This window comes from Telmatobacter bradus (genome assembly GCF_048629425.1).
In the GTDB taxonomy this organism is placed as follows: Bacteria; Acidobacteriota; Terriglobia; order Terriglobales; family Acidobacteriaceae; genus Telmatobacter; species Telmatobacter bradus.
Window position 1 is genome coordinate 2,756,719 of sequence record NZ_CP184532.1, and the last position, 16,844, is coordinate 2,773,562.

Below are 16,844 nucleotides of genomic sequence, written 5' to 3' on the forward strand. Positions count from 1 at the left end.
ACAGACCACCCAAGAGAAACAATATGTGCCTACTGCAGCGAATCGCTCTGTACGTTCTGTATGGAACGAGCAAAGGATCTACCGAGCAACTCCATGCGCACAGGCCAACCGTCTCTGGCCATTCGGATGTGCGCTCCGCCCAGCATGTCACGGAAGGGGATGGGCTCGCGGGAATAAATGCACCGGCAGAGATTCGTTGCATCTTCATAGCAGCAGCCCAGGCCGTAGATGCGCTGCCGCATCAAGTCGGTCAGAGGATGATCCACCTTGCCTTGCTGGCGAGCATCCTGAAGACCACGGCTCAGCGACTCAAAAACCATCGCCAAAGCGCCGGCTGGCTGCAGAGAGCAGAATTGCGCCACCATCACTGCTGCCATGTAACTGATCAAACGCCAATACAACCGGACGCTTTTCAAGATCGGTAAATAATACACGCCGTGTCGCGGTAAAATCAGTCAAGCGAAAGTCCTTTTATACTGTAAGCCGTGTCTAGTCAACATGTTTGTAGCACATAAGGCTTTCGCTGCATACCGCTTATGCATTATTCAGGCTAGTGCAGATCGCGCAATGCGGCGGCGAGGGTAACTACACCTCGACGAATTTCGTTCTTGCTGCTCCCGGCAAATCCGAGTATCAGTGCGGGATTTTGTCGATGCTTTACAGTGAATACTGACAGGGCAGCCACCTCAAGGCCTCGCTGCGTGGCACCTTTAGCTGCATCCATGTCCGAGCCACGTCTTGTCAACCACGCAACACTGCGCATTCCCGCAACGGCCTCGGTAACATTAAGCATTCCTCCTAGGTGTTCCTTTGAAGCCTGCATCAACACCTCCATGCGCTCCGCATAGGTTTGTCGCATCCTTCTCACGTGATGCCCAAAATGGCCTTCAGAGATAAACTCAGCAAGGATCGCCTGGTCCAAGGTTGGCGGATGGCGATCAATGTAACTTCGACCAACTTCAAAGGGATGGATCAGACGCTCTGGTACAACCAGAAAGCCGAGCCGGAGGGCATTGAAAAGCATCTTTGTGAACGTTCCAACGTAAACCACACACCCGGAGTGGTCCAGACTTTGTAAAGCGGCAACCGGCCGCCCACAATATCTGTATTCCGCGTCATACTCGTCTTCAATGATCCACGCGTGAGCTTTAGCGGCCCAATTCAGGAGTTCGACACGCCGGGAGACGGACATCGTCACGCCGAGCGGAAACTGGTTCGCGGGGGTCACATAGGCCATACGGGCCCGCGGAGATAATTGCACGCCTTTGTCGACACAAATGCCCTCGCCGTCGATTGGAACCGGAACAGGGACTGCACTGGCAGCACGGAAGGCCTGAAGCGCGCCCGGATACCCCGGGTCTTCCATCCAGACCTCGTCTTCAGGGTCCAGGAGAAATCGGGCAACGAGATCAAGCCCTTGTTGAGCACCGGAGGTAATAATTACCTGCTCTGGGGTGCACCGTACCCCACGTGAAGCCCCCACATATTCCGAGATTGCCTTACGGAGTGGCATATACCCGCAGGCGCTTCCCTGACCGTACAGCGCACGTGGCGCGTGCCTCAGCACTCGCGACGAAATACGTGCCCAAAGCTCGACCGGAAAAAGGTCGATAGCTGGTTCATAACTCCGGAACGCCTTGCCCACCGAATGCCCAACCGGCAAGAGGTAGGCCCCCTTCAGGGCTTGTCGAGTGCGCCTGGAAAGCGAAGCTCTTGATGGCGTTTCCAACGCCACGCGCGGCCGCTTTGTTCCTGCAGAACCATTTGGCAATTCGAGAGCAACGCGGGTACCGGATCCAGATTCGGTAACGACGTAGCCCTCTGCTTTTAGCTGGTTCAACGCTGTCACGACCGTTCCACGAGCAACACCGTGCTGCACGGAAAGGCTGCGCGAAGAGGGAACGCGCGAACCTGAGCGAAGACGCCCTTCCAGGATGGCGCTCCGCAATTCAGCGTAGAGCCAGCGCCATCGCTCCAGCTTGCCATCACCTGGACCTATAACCAACTCCTGAAAGCTCTCTACCTTCGCCATGTCACCCGCACCATACAGCAGTGGACTAGTCCAAAGTCTCAATATGGACTACTTCTATGGTCCAGTCTACCCTATCATCATCTTTGGATGCTTATTAGGAAGACTCGAGATCAGGAGTGTGAACTATGAAGATTTTTGTCGCCGGAGCAAGTGGCGCGATTGGCAAGCCGCTTATTTCCCGCCTCGTCGCGGAAGGTCATCAAGTGACTGGCTTAACAACGTCAGAGGCCGGAGCAACCACATTGCGCGCTCAGGGTGCCGAGGCAATTCTCGCCAATGCACTTGATTCGGAGTCTTTGGATGACGCCGTTCGAACGTCAATGGCGGAAGCCGTGATCGACCAGCTTACTTCTCTTCCGAAGAATCCCGCAGACATGCCAAAGAGAGCGACTGGTGATGCGAAATTGCGACTGGAGGGTGGTGGCAACCTCCTGCGTTCGGCACAGAAGTTTGGGGTTAAGCGCTACATCCAGCAATCTAGTGCCTTCTTTCTTACCGCAGATCATGGACTAGCCGATGAGCAGTCGCCCCTTGCTGTTCATGCAAGTCCAGGTGTCGCCGGTAGCGCCAAAATGTTCACGGAATTGGAACGGAGGCTTACCACTGCACCTATCGATTCAGTGATTCTGCGCTATGGTTTTTTCTATGGTCCCGGTACTTGGTACGCCTCCGATGGTGGATATGCCGAGATCATCAGGCAAAACCGATATCCGATCATCGGACAAGGAATGGCGGTTTGGTCGTGGATCCACATCGGCGACGCCGTCGAAGCGACGGTCGCCGCTCTGGCGTTCCCCTCGGGTGTCTATAACATCGTGGATGATGACCCAACGGCGGTCAAAGTATGGCTGCCCGCGTTTGCTGCCTCGCTTGGTGCACCGCCGCCCAACACCGTTACGGAGGAAGAAGCGCGCAGGGTTTCAGGAGACGATGCTGTGTTCTATGGGACTAAGCTCGTGGGAGCCTCCAACGCAAAAGCGAAACGCGTCTTCGGCTTCGCACCGCGCCGCTTGGAATGGCTCAGGCAAGAGGTCGTTCATGAGCGCTGAACAGACAGTGAGACCTTTCGAAGATCACTTCGAGATCGACATCTGCGAACTGCATTATCCCAACATCAGTCGCATGACGCTGCACAATAACAACAAGATCACTGGAATTTGGCCACCGGCAGTGGGTTTCGACAGCCGTTTCAACCACTACTTCTACAGCCCGTATCATGATGTCGGCGTGCTATGGACATCATCTGACATTGTTTACGAAGTCGATGGTGAACCGGTGGCGGCAATTCACACCAATAATTCGATTCAGAGCAAGACCGGTATTCGATTTTCCACGGCTCTGATGGATTATGTGGGAACGATTCCCGAGCATCCAGAACACCACCACATGTATGTGCAATCGCTAAGAGTCTATCCGTTGCAATAATGCAAGGTTGCGACAGCAAAAGAGCTCTGATGGTGAGAGTTTGTGATTCATTCAAAATCTTATTGGGGTTAACCTTTCTCAGAGATGAAGTCCTATCTCTTCGATGATTGACTCCGCAACAGAAGGCCCCTCGACGCTAAGATTCGTCGCGCCGATAACAGATTTCGATAGCGTTTCGGCTGCCACGGTACTCTGCGCAAGGTCTACCTGGAGCGACTGAGACGCATTGGAGGTGTAAACGGACAGCTCGCAGATACTGGAATTCAAGCGTGCCAGATTGTCTTCGAGACCAGAAAGCTGTGTGGCCTCGCCTGCCAAAATCACTCGGCCAGCCGCGAGGTTTCCGACTGAATCGACGGCGTAACCATAGTCGATGTGCTCAGCAGCCTCGGTATCCAGATCGACGCTCTTACCATTGTCGAGACAGGCGGAGAGATTGGGCTCGATTAGTTCCACGGTGACGAAGTCGCCGGAACGGATGTGATTCACTTTCTCTGGAGCCATGAAGCGAATGCGCTCCCCCGCATCCATCTCCCGTGTTTCTTCCCGGTAACCCCTGTTCTGGCGAGTCTGGTTCCAAAGCAGTGCGGGATTGTAGGTGGGCGCGGCTTCAAGTCCGGCCAATCGCGCGGCGCGATAGCGCCGCGCACCGGCAACGATTTCGAAGTGATGGTCCACGGGCCACACGACAAGCGGCGAAAGAATGCCCTGCGCTTTGATCGATGCGGCCAACTCATTCAGACTGGCTTCGTCAAAGCTCTTGCGGGGATTGTTGGGCGACTCGGTGACCGTTGTCGCGCTCGGTAACATTAAAAATGACAGCATGCGTGTGGAGTTGTGGCGCAACATAAGGTGAGACGGGTTCTCTGACGTGACACCATGACGGTAAAAATCATTATATTTTTAGCTGATGATGGTTTCAATGTGCTTATCTCAGGGCCATTGAAGGATGTGCCCATACGCGTCCACAGTTTTGACAACCGCGCAACTATGCTTGCACTCCTGGAGAACCTGCATATGATCTGTCCAGAAGATGTGCAGAATCTGGAAGAGTACAAGTTCCTGAACTCCTGTCCAGTATATTCCGCCGACATCGACGAAGAGATACTAGAAGCACATGGATTTCACAAGCCTTAAATGACCGTTTCTCTACTGCTTCTGCTTTTCAAGCCAAGCCAGATAATCACGTGAGACGTTGATCAGAGCCCTACCGCCTTCTGTCAACTTCACTAGATTTTCCTTCTCAAGAAATATCTGGCATCCCACGCATATGGAAAGTTCATGAGTCCGCGCGCGCAAAACAGAAGGATCGAGATGCAGCTTTTGCGCTGCTGCTGAAAAGCACTGTTCATCGGCAAGGACTACCATCCAGTGCAGAAATTCTGCTGAAATGTATTCGGGCATGGGATTGGTATATTTCCTCTCTTTGGAATGCACTGCTCGGAGGACCGTTCTTGCTACGAGAACACCTGAAGCAACTGCCAATCTACTACATGGAAGATTAGGAGTCATACAAAACGATGTCTAATCCTGAGATCAACGTGGGACATTCGTCGTGACTCCTTCTCACGCAGCATCTTGGCTGCATCCAGAACAACATCGTTCCCTTGAGATGATTTCAACCCCGCAGCTACGGCACTGTCGTAAATACTGCGGGGCATGTATGGGCGCTAGCACATACGTGTTCCGTTTGGGACTGCTCTTTCGACTGCCGTTAGCACAATTCCTCCCTCAGTCGAAAATCCAGTCAAGAGAAACTGCGAGCGGAACGGCCCGATTTGCTTCTCCGGGAAATTAATGACACCGATTATTTGCCGTCCCACTAATTCTTCAGGGGTGTACAAAGTAGTGATTTGCGCACTGGATTTTCGTTCCCCGTATTCTCCAAAGTCAACCCAGACCTTATATGCTGGATGGCGCGCTTCAGGAAATTTTTCTACTCGTGTGATCGTGCCAACAACGATCAGCATCCTCTCGAAGTCAGACCAGCTTATTGGCGTCAGTACTGCTTTTACTTCAGGGATTTCGTTTTTGTGCAGTTGCATATTGAATACTCCATTCGTATTACGGTCTGAATCACTCATATCCTAGCAATCAGGAGCACACAAATTGGTTTCTATGCCCCTTCGCGAGTGATGCATTTGGTTCTCGGGTACCGATCGATGTTCTGAGGCGCACCAAACGACTCCGCTAATAAGACAAAAAATTGCCCAGACCTCCAACCAAGAGGGACACCTGCGTTCCCAAAGGAAGCAGTACAGTAGCGCAAACAGCGTCTCAAATACGAGCATCTGCCCTATCAATGTAAGAGGCACCAGGCGACTGGCTTGATTCCAGAATCGATTGCCAACAATTGACGCGAAAAACGCCACCCCAGCGCTGATACCCCAAAAACGTAGCCAGTCGGGGCTGCTGTGTGGCGCAGAGCCAAACAATAAAACGAGAAATCCTTGTATCACTGCAATTGCGCCGGTTACTATACCCGTCAGAAGCGACCACTCATGCGCAGAGATGTGTGGCAAACTCATCAGGCATCTGCTGTTTCCTATGGCATAAGCTGACCAGGAGACAAGAGCGCAAAACGCGCAGAGAAAACCGATCGCCTTGTGCGTGAAGTCTGTTCCTGGCGTGCCAACACGAAAAGCGTGATAGCTGATGAGGCCGACTCCGATGCAGCACAAGAGCATGGGCGGGATTAAGCTACGCAGCTTCACTGCGCCACTGCTCCGCGTACCAACAACTGTTACAACTACAGGTAGCAAACCAACGATAAGCGAGGTGGGAGCGCCGCCTGCAAGTTGTATTGCTTCGCTGAGAAGAACATAGTAGAGGATGTTCCCAAGTAAACTGATCCAACCGAGAGAAAACCACTCTTTTTTGCCAAGGTGTGGAAGAGTTTTCCAGCGCGGAATCAGCAAGAGGAGCGAAAACGCGCCATAAATCAGATAACGAGCAACACATAATTGTGTAGGCGAGAAGCCAGAGAGCAACTGCGGAGCAAGAAAAACAAAACCCCAGAGAGTTCCGGCAGCCATTCCATTTCCAATACCAGACAGTATTCGACCTTCCAAGTGCATCAATCATCCTTCACTTAAGAATGATCGATGATCAATGCGCTTGTCTTGGCTCAAACTCGCGCTCTTTGACTCTCTCTACTGTCGGTGCAGGCGTCGATAGACCGCAGGCGTCATCTCTGAGATACGACGCATCGCACGAGTGAGCGCGGTTTGGTCAGAATATCCCACCTGAAGCGCAATTTGGGAAATCGGCAAGGAGGAGTTGGCAAGGAGTTCTTGGGCTCGATGAAGCCGCGTCTCGGAAAGCCAGTTTTGCGGGGTCATTTGTAATTCGGACTGGAAAAGTTCATGGAGCCGGCTCGGACTCAGACCGCAAAGCTGTGCCATACGCAAAACGGACCAGTTTTCACCGGCAGAATGCTCGACATGACGAAGAAGGCTGGAAAGTCGCGATACGCCTTGAGCAGGTGCATCTAGCAGTGCGTTGAGCAAAAGAGGGCCGGAATATCGCGAAATGGAAGTATCGATTTCTCCTGCATGGCTAGAAAGGTCGATGAATTGAATCAACCGTCGAACTGCGGGAGAGATGCTAAGGAGCGCATTTCTAGAAAACCGCTCAATCTTCTCATCGCTCATCACCGAAACAGCACAATCCAATATCAGAAATCGATTCAGATCTTCGGCGGCCTGACTGTGCCTAATCCCTGGCGTAATGATAATTCCACGGGACAGATCAATCCGACCGCCACGGCCTTCTGTTTCAATTTCAAGTTCGCCTCGAACGGGAAGGACAATTTGGATGTGATCGTGTGAATGGGGTCTGCCTTCTATTCCGTAACTTCTAAAACTGAGCGAATGCAATTGACGTTGTTCCATCCTGTCGCCCTCACTCGTGGTCATTGGCTGCGTGAACTTTGCACTTCTGCAAATCTCCGCTCATATGATTTTATTTGATTTTGTACGTCCATAGGGATTGCGCCGCTTCTCAGGTAATGCCTGAGAAACGGATTTGCAAGAAAAGCGGAGCCGGTTTCCCGGCCCCGCATAGTCCTAATCGGTTGCATGATTAAGCTGCCGCTTTCTTTACAGCTTTTCCCTGAGTCTTTGCGGACGGTTTGGGTGAGATTTTCTTCGCTGCCCTTGCCTTTTCTTTGGCGGTGAATTCCTGCCCGACCTTGGCCGTGATTGCGGCCACGTCAACCTTATACAGCTTGGCGGCTTCGTGCAGGGTTTGTGCGGACTCGTAGGGAGAATGCGCCGCTTGAAAAACTGCGACTTCAACCAAAACGCGCCCGAGCATTCCCTCATCGGCCTTGCGAAGAAAAGACGCCAAGAGCTTTGCTGGTGCATCCACTGTTCCGCGCGTTTTGCCGATACCGTGAAGGCGAAAGAGTACCGCCAGACGGCGCTCATCCATCGCAACGGCCAGCCTCTCTGCAACAAACAGAAGGTCGCGTTTCATCAACCGCACTGGAACCGCTTCACCGATGGCTTTCAGGACACGCAAGCCACTGGTCTGCGCGATGGCTTCTTCGCGGTGGCGCTTATCCTGCGTGGCCTTGAATGCCGCATCGTTTGTGGGGCGTGCTTTTCTTGCGTGATGAATCGGACAATCGGGATTTGCACAGACGCGCCGTTATGCAAAGTGTCTGATTATGCGCAGCGCCGCAAGGTTATAGGCCGTTTGCGCAGGTAGACACTCGGGATTTGTACTGTTCAACCACTGCTGTCCGGTTAAAAGTCGAACAGAATCAGTTGGTTGGGATCGGCAGTTAGTGAGTTTGTGTAGTCCTTCTGCTGAAGTGCCTGTGAGATGGGCATTTTCTCGAACAGAGTTACCGAGAGCACTTGCAGCAAAGTGTAGAGTGAGCCGGACAGTTCGAGTCTCTTCTTGACGATGGCGACCAGGAGGTAGACCGAGACAGCTATCCATATTTGGGTCTTGACGGCGTTTTCGCTGGTGCCGAAGAAGACCTTGATGCGCAGATGCTGCTTGATCCATTTGAAGAACAGTTCCACTTGCCATCGGCTTTTGTAGAGAGCGCAGATGGTGACGGCAGGTAGTGTGAACTGATTGGTCAAGAAGAGTAGATCCTTGCCGGTCTCTGGATCATGAAAGCGAATGCGGCGCAGGTGGCTAGGATAATCCTTGCGGCTGTGATACCCGTTAAGGGCGATGGACTGGTCTGCCAAAATGCCGGTCTGCTTGTCCACCTGTTGGGAGTAGATACGTCGGGCATCCAAGTTGTTCTTGGCGCGGGTGACAAAGAATGCTCCGGCCAAGTGGAGGCGATACAACCGGGCGTAGTCGAGATAGCCACGATCCATGACATAGTAAGCGCCAGCCTGAGGAATGATCTCGTCGAGCATGTTGACGTCGTGCAGATCGCCCGTGGTGACACGGATAAATGTGGGTATGTTGCCGCGTAGATCGAGCAGGGTATGCATCTTGACGGCGGACTTGGTGGAGCGAAAATGCGCCCACGGAAACAAGGTCAGGCACAGATCGATGGTTGTAGAGTCCAAGGCGTACGCAGCGGCATCAAGGTCCATGCCGAGGTCTTCCGTGGCGTAGAGCTTGCGGGCCTGGACCATCAGTCGTTGCGCGAGTTCAGCATAGATGCGCCAATCGCGGCTCTCGTTGGCCTCAGCCAATGTCGAACGACGCACCGGAGAGCGGAATCCCATGGCATACAGCTTGGCAGGCTGTGCGCACAGGCAGGCTTCGATGTCACGCAGGCTCTCGCGATAGGTCAACTGAGCAAAGGCCATAGCACGGAACTGCTCGGTACAACTGAGGTTGCGCACCCGGCGGTCGCCGCCATAACGGGCCACACTGCGGGCAAACGAAGTCCACGGAAGGAAGTCCATCAACTGCGCGAACAGCAACTTGCCAGCGTTCACAGCCGCCTCCAGAAAGCATCTCTGGAATCAGCATCGCGGCATTTTCAAATCGACACCACCCCAAAACGTCCGCAACCCTCGGCCCATCAGACGGTTGCAGGCAGCAAGTTAGTCGTCAACCGGACAGCAGTGCTGTTCAACATATTCGAACTATCCATAATTTCGGTGGTCTTCTGGTGTGGGTGTTACTGACGCCCAGGAGATGATGATGAAAAATGAAGCTGTATTTCCTGCCCAGGCGCGGGCATGGATGGAAGATAGTGTTCTGCAGCCTTATATCTCGGAGTTCTCCTCCGACCTTGAGCACGAGCGTTACGCGGCGGCGACCAGAGGCCACTATCTGTCTTGCGCTGGGCATTTCGCTGCATGGGTAACGCAGCAGGGATTGAAGATTGAGCAAGTGGACGAAAAGAGCACCGCCCGCTTTGTCGCTGAACACCTGCCACACTGTAATTGCCCGTCACGAGCCCGGCGAAGCGGCAACGACTTTAAGACGTCTCTTGCACATTTGCTGCACACACTTCGCACGTGTCGCGTTATCCCCAACGAAGAGATAGTTCGGGACCCTTTGCAGGATGAACTCGACCGTTTTGATCGCTTCATGGAGGAAGTCAAAGGGCTTGCTCGTAGTACACGACGGCATAGCGTGGCTGTGGTTCGCCGATTTCTGACCAGGAAATATGCATCGGGATCTATTTCCCTGGCAAGGATCCAGCCCAAAGACATCAGTAGATTCGTGTTGGGCGAGCAAACAACATACGCCCAGGGAACGATTAAGCTCTTCTGCGGAATCATCCGCAACTATCTTCAGTTTCGGGCGTTCACTGGGGACTCGGTCCAGAGGCTCCTTGATGCCGTTCCGAACGTGGCACGCTGGCGTCTTGCATCTCTGCCGGAGACACTCTCCGAGCAAGAAGTTCAGCAACTGCTCGATTCTTTCGGACAACCGAGCCGGGCGGCCAAGAGAGACTACGCCATGGTGCGTTGTATGACAGATCTTGGCATGCGAGCCTGTGAGGTTATTCAGTTACGCCTCTCGGACATCGACTGGCGCGCCGGCACGATTCGGCTAGTTGCAAACAAGTCCCGGCGCACCGACGTTCTTCCCTTGCTAGCAGAGACTGGAAGTGCCATCGCTGAGTATCTTCGGGCGGAACGGCCCCGGACTTCCAACCGTGCCATGTTTGTTCGTCATTGCGCGCCATACGATAAGCCCGTCAAGGCTAACGTAGTTCGCAAAGCGGTGATGCAAGCATATCGAAGATGCGGACTGCCATATTCACGAGTTCACATCCTTCGTCACAGTCTGGCGAGCAGGCTACTCCTGGCCGGAAGTCCACTCAAGGAGATCTCCGACATTCTGCGGCACCGCTGCCTCGACACCTCGATGATTTACACCAAGGTCGATGTAAACAAGCTCAGTACCGTCGCCATGCCTTGGCCGGGGAGGTCGCTATGACTTCACAGCGCTCGATGCAGTCTCTGGTTAAGGACTATCTCGATGAGCGTCGCCGCTGCGGGTTTGCTCTCACCTCTCCTGCATTTCAGTTGATGGCTTTTGCTCGCTTTGCAGACCAATCGGGCCATCGCGGCCCACTGACGCGCCGCATCATCTTGGACTGGGTTCAGGGCCAGAGGCCATCTGCTAAGCGCATGGCTTGGGCTGCCCGATTAATGATCATAAGGCCGTTTGTCGCATATCGCGCGCGATTTGATCCCCGAACAGAGATTCCCGACGCGCGCATGTTTGGTAAAGGGTATGTACGTGTCACTCCGCACATTTACACGAATCAGGAGATCCTCGATCTTCTGGATGCTGCCAGAAGGATGAGGCCGTGTGGAAGGTTCCGTCCGGCTACTTACGAGACACTGTTTGGACTATTGGCCGCCACGGGACTGCGCATCTCAGAAGCATTACATCTGCGATACGCGGACGTCGACTTCACGCGTGGGATTGTGACGGTACGACAGACCAAGTTTTCGAAGTCGCGGCTCGTGCCTCTCCATCCCACAGTTTGTGCAGCATTGGAGCGGTATATAGCTGTGCGACAGCGATATTCGCCAGTGTCCCCGGAAGCATTCGTCTTCGTCTCCTCCGATGGCGCGTCCTTGCCAGTTCGCACTGTTCAGAGCGTTTTCGCGCAATTGCGTATGGACCTTGGATGGAGTTCACGCGGCGCTCGCGCCGTGCCCCGCATCCACGATCTGCGACATACGTTTATCTGCCGGCGCGTCCAACTCTGGTACCAGCAGGGTGCCAGCATCGAAAACGGGATGGCTGCCCTTTCGACTTATGTTGGACATGGTAGCGTCTCAGAGACCTATTGGTACCTTACCGGCATTCCAGAACTGATGGCCATCGCCGGCAGGAACTTCGAAAAACTCGCAGCGAAGTCTCGGGAGGACAACCGTGGCTAAACCTTCATTGGCCCCGACTTTTGCCACCCTGCTGCAACGCTTCTTCATTGATCATCTCCAGCGGGATCGGGCGCTCAGTTCCTGCACGATCTCTGCCTATCGAGACACCTTCAAGCTGTTGCTCTGTTTTGCCGAAAAGCGGCTCGGAAAGTCACCAGCCAAATTCACCCTGGCTGATCTCGACCAAGATCTTCTGCTTGCCTTCCTCGATTATCTGGAACGCAAGCGCAACAACACGATCCGCAGTCGAAACGCCCGTCTCGCCGCCCTCCGGACATTTCTGAAATACGCAGCTCATTACGATGTGAAGGAACTTGCCGTCGTTGAACGATCGCTGGCGATCCCGGCAAAGCGCTATGACAGACCCATGCTCGGTTTTCTGTCGCGGCCAGAGATCGAGGCTGTTCTTGATGCGCCGGACCCGTCCACATGGACCGGGCAACGCGACCGTGCACTACTGACCATGCTTTACAACACCGGAGGACGAGTGTCGGAAATCATCGGCATTCGCCTTAAAGATCTAATTCTGGAGCATTCGCCCTGTGTCCATCTCCACGGAAAAGGACGCAAAGACAGAAGCGTTCCATTGTGGGGCTCTACCGTTTCGCTCCTGCGGAGATGGATACGGCGCCTCGATTCCACAGAAGAACCTAGCTACCTGCTTCCGAATCGCGGCGGAACGCTAATGACTCGCTCCAATGTGACGCAGCGTCTGGAACTCGCCGTCCGCGCCGCCGCCCTGAAGTGTCTGTCGTTGCGGCAGCGGACCATCTCCCCGCACATCATTCGCCACACAACCGCCATGCACCTTCTTCAGTCCGGTGTCGATATTACCGTGATTGCATTATGGCTTGGTCATGAAAGCCCAACAACCACTCACATGTATATCGAAGCCGACCTCTCGATGAAGCAACGCGCTCTTGATCGCTTGCAGCCCGCAAAAACAAGTGGCCTTCGGTACCAGCCTCCTGACCAACTTTTGCGGTTTCTTGAGAGTCTGTGAAATTATGCGCAGCGCCTGCTCTCGCCAACCGCACAGGCGCCCAGTTCCAGAGGCCAGACCTGAGCGGCGCTGCGCATAATCAGAAACTTTGCATAACGCCGCTTATGGAAATCTCTCCATAAGGTGCGGATTTCTCCCTTTTCGTTGCCCTCGGTAACGATGGCCTCGGTAGTGAACTTGCATGTCTTGTACTCCGGCCAATCGTGCTGTTTTGGATTCGTCGGTTTCGCGCCGTGAATCTCGACATACTTGTTGCGCGGGATGACGGTACCGCCATCCTTCGGTGAGCCATAGGCTGTGCTGATCTGAACCAGATTTGGCTTGGCGGCGATGGTCTGGCGTATATGCGCATCGACCTTCATTGCCCAGCATTTCGGATCCGAGCACGAATCGTGCTGCGCCGCCAGCCCTGCAAACAAAAGAACATTCTGCCCAGTGCGTTTGGAACACTCAACACAGGAACCGGCTTCAGGCACAAGTGCGGCGTCTTCCTTGAGGAAGGGCGCGTCGGCAAGTTCCAACAGAATATTGTGCTCGATCCATTGTTGCAGATGTCTGACCGGTAAGAGAACACGTTTGGTCTTGTTGGGCCCGCCATACTGTTCCTGATAGCAAGCGATGAGAGCTTCTTCCTGTTCTGCCGGTTGCAACTTCGCCAACAAGAGCGCATGGCCGACGCCGATTTCGTCCTTGGCGAAGGCTTCGGCAACAGGTGCGGCAAGTTCGGTCAAGCGAAGGCGAGCAGCGACGTAAGATGGATTTTTGCCACACTTTGCGCCGATTTGCTCAATCGTGTATTTCGGCTCTTCAAGATGCATCAGGGCAGCAAACCCCTCGGCCTCATCAAGCGGGTGCACGTTGCGCCGCTGGAGGTTTTCGACGATGCTGGTTTCGAGTGCCTGAGCGTCGGTCAATTCAACGACGCGGACGGGCGCGGTTTCAAGTCCGGCCAATTGCGCCGCGCGATAGCGCCTCGCACCGGCAACGATTTCGAAGTGATAGTCCACGGGGCGCACGACAAGCGGCGAGAGGATGCCCTGCGCTTTGATCGATGCGGCCAACTCATTCAGACTGGCCTCGTCAAAGCTCTTGCGGGGGTTGTTGGGTGATTCGGTAAGGCTGTCAATCGGAAGATCGCGGTATTCGCTGGCATTGATAACGGACGTTTCCATTTTTGTATGCTCCTTTCGAGCGGTGAATGAGTGAAGACACGCGGAGCGGCGACACTTGGGGCTGTGGTCCGCTCCGCAGGGAGCGGACTAGCCGCGAATCGACTTGTCCGTGAAGGCTTCGAGAAACCCTTGTGCGCGAAGGTTCCTGTCCCACTGCCGTGCAAAGGCTTCGTGCTGTTCGAAAAGATCGGGAATACAAACGTAATTGTTTCCATCCAGATAGCGCGAATACTGCTCGACGCCCATGTAATCGTTGCGGTAGTACCAAGCAGACAGCGACAAGGCGCATAGCGGTGGTTTCGACAACTCGAAACACATCTCCGGATCGCGCATGAGATCGCCGTTCTGCTCTCCGTAGTGCGCTACGGAAATCGAAGGCAGCCCGCATGGTCCCGGTTCCGGCGTGGCTTCGATCACCAAAGCCATATAAGGCGGATTCTCAATTTTGAGGTAGAGCGTGGGCCGGCAACCTCCGGCCCGCTCAAGGATGCGAAGGAGGGTTTTCATTATGCCACCTCCACAATTGCATCCTGCACATCTGGCGAAAATGCCGAAGGTGCTTTCTGCGTGGTTGCTGGTTCGTCGGTGATTGCGTCGAGAATCACCGCAGAAGTGCGCTGGATGACTTCGAGGCTTTCGGCCAAGAGCGCCGCATTCCCTGCGTACATCTGAATGTAGTCACTTGAACTTTTACCCATCTCCAAGCCCACGGCTTGACCTACGATGAAGGCCACGGCCTCGGCTTCCGTCTCGCGTACGGTGGCGGTCGTCATGGTGCGGCGGTCGGATTTATGAAGATATTCATGCGCCGTTTCATGGACCAAAGTCACAAATTCTTCGGCCTTCGACTGGCCCGGCAGTAGAGCAATCTTTCCGCCGTAGCTGACGCCGAGAGCGGGCGCAATGTTTTCGGTGTATTCAAGCGCGATGCTCTGAGAATCGAGAAACGCAATCAACCGGTTCCGGTGTTCGCCCACATCGCCGGTAATCGAGTGCTCGAACTCGGGCAGATCCGCGCCTTCGGTTTGTGCCACGTCGAACACATACACGGCGCGGAATCCAATCAGTACAGGTGCGGGCTTTGTACTGTCGTCCTGGACGTTATTCCGGTCGGCGTTGTCCTTGCTGCGCCGCTTGCCAACCATCGGGGCAAGAATCTGGATGCCCTTCTCGCCGCGCTTCACAAACCGGCTCAGTTCCTTCCACGTGTGGAATCCGGCTACGTGTGTAGCCGTCGGGCGCTGTCGCGCGATGGCAAGAATATTGCCAAAGCTGTATTTATGGAAACGAGCCATTGCGCCGAGATAGGCGGTCAGTGTTTCGCTCTTGCCTGCTTCAAGCTGCTGAAGCAAAAAATCGACAGCCTGCTTGATGAGTTGCTGCGTGGGGTTTTCACGCTGTGCGGTGCGCTGTTGGTAAGGGGACTGGCTCGGAAGCGCCGCATTTTTGCTGTGCGGCGCGTTGCTGTTTCTGGTATTGCTGATTGCATAAGGCATGATCTTCGCTCTCCTCGGTGCCCGCGTGGGGCGGAATCTGAAGGAGGGCATCTGCCTCAAACCAAATTTCTTTGTTTGAGTGCCCCCGCTTCATGTCTTGCGCGGCGGGCAGAGGCGAGGCGGGTTCAGTCAAGGCCGGGCGTTCTCCAGCCCGTTCATCGCAGCGAATGCGGAGAGCCTTGACGGGTTCCGACCGCTTCTGCCATAAAGCCGCATGAAGCGGGGGCACTTAAACGAAGAAGAAATTAGGTCCTCTTCCGAATTGCTGTACGCTTGTACGCACGTAAGGGGCGGCGTTGCGGGCAGGAATAGGCCCGCATGGATGGGGAGCGTAGAACGCCAGCTTAATCGACGGTCGAAGCAAGGGAAGGGCCGCGCAGCCTTCCCACCGGATAGTCTCCGCTTTTCAGGTAGTAGCGAGATACTGAACCCAGTGAAAGAACAAAGGGGCATTTGCTTCCATTCACTGAGACAATCAAGATTGGGGAGAATGGTGCAATGGCATATAACCGAGACAAGGTGGACGAGATGACGTTGGCATTGCTATCGCTGACGATGTTCTCTGATGGGGACGTAACGCACGCATGGGAGGTGCTTGATCGGTTGCACGATCAGGGATACATCTCCGATCCAAAGGCAAGGCCAAGTTTGTAGTGATGACCGAGGTAAGGAATCAAGCACGCAAGTGATTTATTCTCTAGCTATTTTGAGCAATAGAAATTTATGAGATGAGCGATACAGTATGCCTGGGTGGACCCCGCCATCTTTTTTCGGTGAAAGGTGATGCGCCCTTTAAGGCATCTTGGATTGCAGCTTGATCCTTCTTCCATCGACGATGAACTCTCCGCAGCCGTGATGATGAATGGTCTTCGGATTCTTCTGCGCGGCATCGACCCATGCTTTGACCACTTCCAGAACGAATAGGTTGTACTCGTTCACCAGCCGTGTATTAACCACTTTGCATTCGAGATTGGCGAAGCACTCGGCGACAAGTGGCGCGGCAACCTGCTTGGCAGGAGTTGCTGTCAAACTGAAACGCTTGAATTTGTCTACGTCCTGACCAGAGCAGTTGCCAATGCCAACGACCTTGCGCGCCAGTTTCCGCGACGGAATGGCAATAACACACTCTTTGGTGGAACGTAGCGCCGCAAAGCTGTAGTCGGCGTTACTGACAATGCAAGCAACCAGCGGCGGCGTAAATTCGACCATCATGTGCCAGGACATCGCCATGACGTTGGCGTGGCCTTTGACCTCCGTGGTCAAAAGAACCACCGGCCCCGGCTCAAGCAATTGATAGACCTTCGACAACGGCAGATTTCTCATACGACTTGATCCTCTCAGGAACAGAGCTATTCAAAGCATGTTCGACGAGGTCCA

20 protein-coding genes are annotated in these 16,844 nt (G+C 54.2%); 7 read left to right on the forward strand and 13 right to left on the reverse strand.

Translation table 11 applies throughout. The features are described 5' to 3' along the window. Window positions 1-29: 29 nt before the first annotated feature. Together ACOBR2_RS11430 and ACOBR2_RS11435 are read right to left on the reverse strand one after the other, a co-directional pair. The gene (locus ACOBR2_RS11430) at window positions 30-377 is read right to left on the reverse strand and encodes a hypothetical protein (RefSeq protein WP_420236244.1); all 348 of its coding nucleotides are present in this window, start codon (window positions 375-377) and stop codon (window positions 30-32) included. Window positions 378-550: 173 nt separating this feature from the next. After that, window positions 551-2,032 (reverse strand): PLP-dependent aminotransferase family protein, encoded by a 1,482-nt coding sequence (locus ACOBR2_RS11435; RefSeq protein ID WP_420236245.1) that lies wholly within the window; start codon window positions 2,030-2,032, stop codon window positions 551-553. Between the two features lie 125 nt (window positions 2,033-2,157). Between ACOBR2_RS11435 and ACOBR2_RS11440 the strand changes: the two genes are divergently transcribed. Both ACOBR2_RS11440 and ACOBR2_RS11445 read left to right on the forward strand, forming a co-directional pair. After that, on the forward strand, window positions 2,158-3,081 hold the full coding sequence (locus ACOBR2_RS11440; RefSeq protein WP_420236246.1) for an NAD-dependent epimerase/dehydratase family protein: 924 nt from the start codon (window positions 2,158-2,160) through the stop codon (window positions 3,079-3,081). Beyond that, window positions 3,071-3,457 carry a hypothetical protein gene (locus tag ACOBR2_RS11445; protein WP_420236247.1) on the forward strand — a complete coding sequence of 129 codons (387 nt, stop codon included), beginning with the start codon at window positions 3,071-3,073 and terminating at the stop codon, window positions 3,455-3,457. Before ACOBR2_RS11440 ends, ACOBR2_RS11445 begins: the two co-directional genes overlap by 11 nt. 78 nt (window positions 3,458-3,535) lie before the next feature. On the opposite strand, the gene ACOBR2_RS11450 is transcribed toward ACOBR2_RS11445, so the two are convergent. Next, a complete protein-coding gene (locus ACOBR2_RS11450) occupies window positions 3,536-4,267 on the reverse strand; it encodes a ParB/RepB/Spo0J family partition protein (protein ID WP_420236248.1) in 732 nt (243 codons plus the stop codon). A gap of 69 nt (window positions 4,268-4,336) precedes the next feature. On the opposite strand from ACOBR2_RS11450, the gene ACOBR2_RS11455 reads away from it, so the two are divergent. Continuing rightward, on the forward strand, window positions 4,337-4,594 hold the full coding sequence (locus tag ACOBR2_RS11455) for a hypothetical protein (RefSeq protein ID WP_420236249.1): 258 nt from the start codon (window positions 4,337-4,339) through the stop codon (window positions 4,592-4,594). 12 nt (window positions 4,595-4,606) lie between these two features. Here the strand turns inward: ACOBR2_RS11455 and ACOBR2_RS11460 are convergent, their stop codons facing one another. The 6 genes from ACOBR2_RS11460 to ACOBR2_RS11485 all read right to left on the reverse strand — a co-directional run bounded on the left by ACOBR2_RS11460 (window position 4,607) and on the right by ACOBR2_RS11485 (window position 9,378). Beyond that, a complete protein-coding gene (locus tag ACOBR2_RS11460; RefSeq protein ID WP_420236250.1) occupies window positions 4,607-4,861 on the reverse strand; it encodes a LysR family transcriptional regulator in 255 nt (84 codons plus the stop codon). A 266-nt stretch (window positions 4,862-5,127) separates the two neighbouring features. Further along, window positions 5,128-5,541 carry a tRNA-binding protein gene (locus ACOBR2_RS11465; RefSeq protein WP_420236251.1) on the reverse strand — a complete coding sequence of 138 codons (414 nt, stop codon included), beginning with the start codon at window positions 5,539-5,541 and terminating at the stop codon, window positions 5,128-5,130. Between the two features lie 3 nt (window positions 5,542-5,544). Continuing rightward, a complete protein-coding gene (locus ACOBR2_RS11470) occupies window positions 5,545-6,534 on the reverse strand; it encodes a DMT family transporter (RefSeq protein ID WP_420236252.1) in 990 nt (329 codons plus the stop codon). A gap of 75 nt (window positions 6,535-6,609) precedes the next feature. Then, a complete protein-coding gene (locus tag ACOBR2_RS11475; protein ID WP_420236253.1) occupies window positions 6,610-7,374 on the reverse strand; it encodes an AraC family transcriptional regulator in 765 nt (254 codons plus the stop codon). A 166-nt stretch (window positions 7,375-7,540) separates the two neighbouring features. After that, complete coding sequence (locus ACOBR2_RS11480) at window positions 7,541-7,936, reverse strand: hypothetical protein (RefSeq protein WP_420236254.1); 396 nt, start codon at window positions 7,934-7,936, stop codon at window positions 7,541-7,543. 272 nt (window positions 7,937-8,208) lie between these two features. Next, on the reverse strand, window positions 8,209-9,378 hold the full coding sequence (locus ACOBR2_RS11485; RefSeq protein ID WP_420236255.1) for an IS4 family transposase: 1,170 nt from the start codon (window positions 9,376-9,378) through the stop codon (window positions 8,209-8,211). A gap of 202 nt (window positions 9,379-9,580) precedes the next feature. On the opposite strand from ACOBR2_RS11485, the gene ACOBR2_RS11490 reads away from it, so the two are divergent. Genes ACOBR2_RS11490 through ACOBR2_RS11500 form a run of 3 tightly spaced genes read left to right on the forward strand, consistent with a single transcriptional unit; the run spans window position 9,581 to window position 12,799 of the window. Beyond that, entirely contained in the window at window positions 9,581-10,837 is a 1,257-nt protein-coding gene (locus ACOBR2_RS11490) for a site-specific integrase (RefSeq protein ID WP_420236218.1), read from the forward strand. Continuing rightward, on the forward strand, window positions 10,834-11,796 hold the full coding sequence (locus ACOBR2_RS11495; RefSeq protein ID WP_420236219.1) for a tyrosine-type recombinase/integrase: 963 nt from the start codon (window positions 10,834-10,836) through the stop codon (window positions 11,794-11,796). The genes ACOBR2_RS11490 and ACOBR2_RS11495 overlap by 4 nt, the downstream gene beginning before the upstream one ends. After that, window positions 11,789-12,799: a tyrosine-type recombinase/integrase gene (locus ACOBR2_RS11500; RefSeq protein ID WP_420236220.1), complete on the forward strand. Its 1,011-nt coding sequence runs from the start codon at window positions 11,789-11,791 to the stop codon at window positions 12,797-12,799. Before ACOBR2_RS11495 ends, ACOBR2_RS11500 begins: the two co-directional genes overlap by 8 nt. Before the next feature lie 2 nt (window positions 12,800-12,801). On the opposite strand, the gene ACOBR2_RS11505 is transcribed toward ACOBR2_RS11500, so the two are convergent. From ACOBR2_RS11505 to ACOBR2_RS11515, 3 genes are all read right to left on the reverse strand, one after another. After that, the gene (locus tag ACOBR2_RS11505; protein ID WP_420236256.1) at window positions 12,802-13,971 is read right to left on the reverse strand and encodes a ParB/RepB/Spo0J family partition protein; all 1,170 of its coding nucleotides are present in this window, start codon (window positions 13,969-13,971) and stop codon (window positions 12,802-12,804) included. Window positions 13,972-14,058: 87 nt separating this feature from the next. Beyond that, the gene (locus tag ACOBR2_RS11510) at window positions 14,059-14,478 is read right to left on the reverse strand and encodes a DUF6908 domain-containing protein (protein WP_420236257.1); all 420 of its coding nucleotides are present in this window, start codon (window positions 14,476-14,478) and stop codon (window positions 14,059-14,061) included. Then, the gene (locus tag ACOBR2_RS11515; RefSeq protein ID WP_420236258.1) at window positions 14,478-15,467 is read right to left on the reverse strand and encodes an ArdC family protein; all 990 of its coding nucleotides are present in this window, start codon (window positions 15,465-15,467) and stop codon (window positions 14,478-14,480) included. The genes ACOBR2_RS11510 and ACOBR2_RS11515 overlap by 1 nt, the downstream gene beginning before the upstream one ends. Before the next feature lie 498 nt (window positions 15,468-15,965). On the opposite strand from ACOBR2_RS11515, the gene ACOBR2_RS11520 reads away from it, so the two are divergent. After that, window positions 15,966-16,121, forward strand: a complete 156-nt coding sequence (locus tag ACOBR2_RS11520; protein ID WP_420236259.1) for a hypothetical protein — start codon at window positions 15,966-15,968, stop codon at window positions 16,119-16,121. 138 nt (window positions 16,122-16,259) lie between these two features. Here ACOBR2_RS11520 and ACOBR2_RS11525 read toward each other — a convergent pair whose 3' ends face one another. Further along, window positions 16,260-16,790 (reverse strand): flavin reductase family protein, encoded by a 531-nt coding sequence (locus ACOBR2_RS11525; protein ID WP_420236260.1) that lies wholly within the window; start codon window positions 16,788-16,790, stop codon window positions 16,260-16,262. Window positions 16,791-16,844 lie beyond the last annotated feature (54 nt).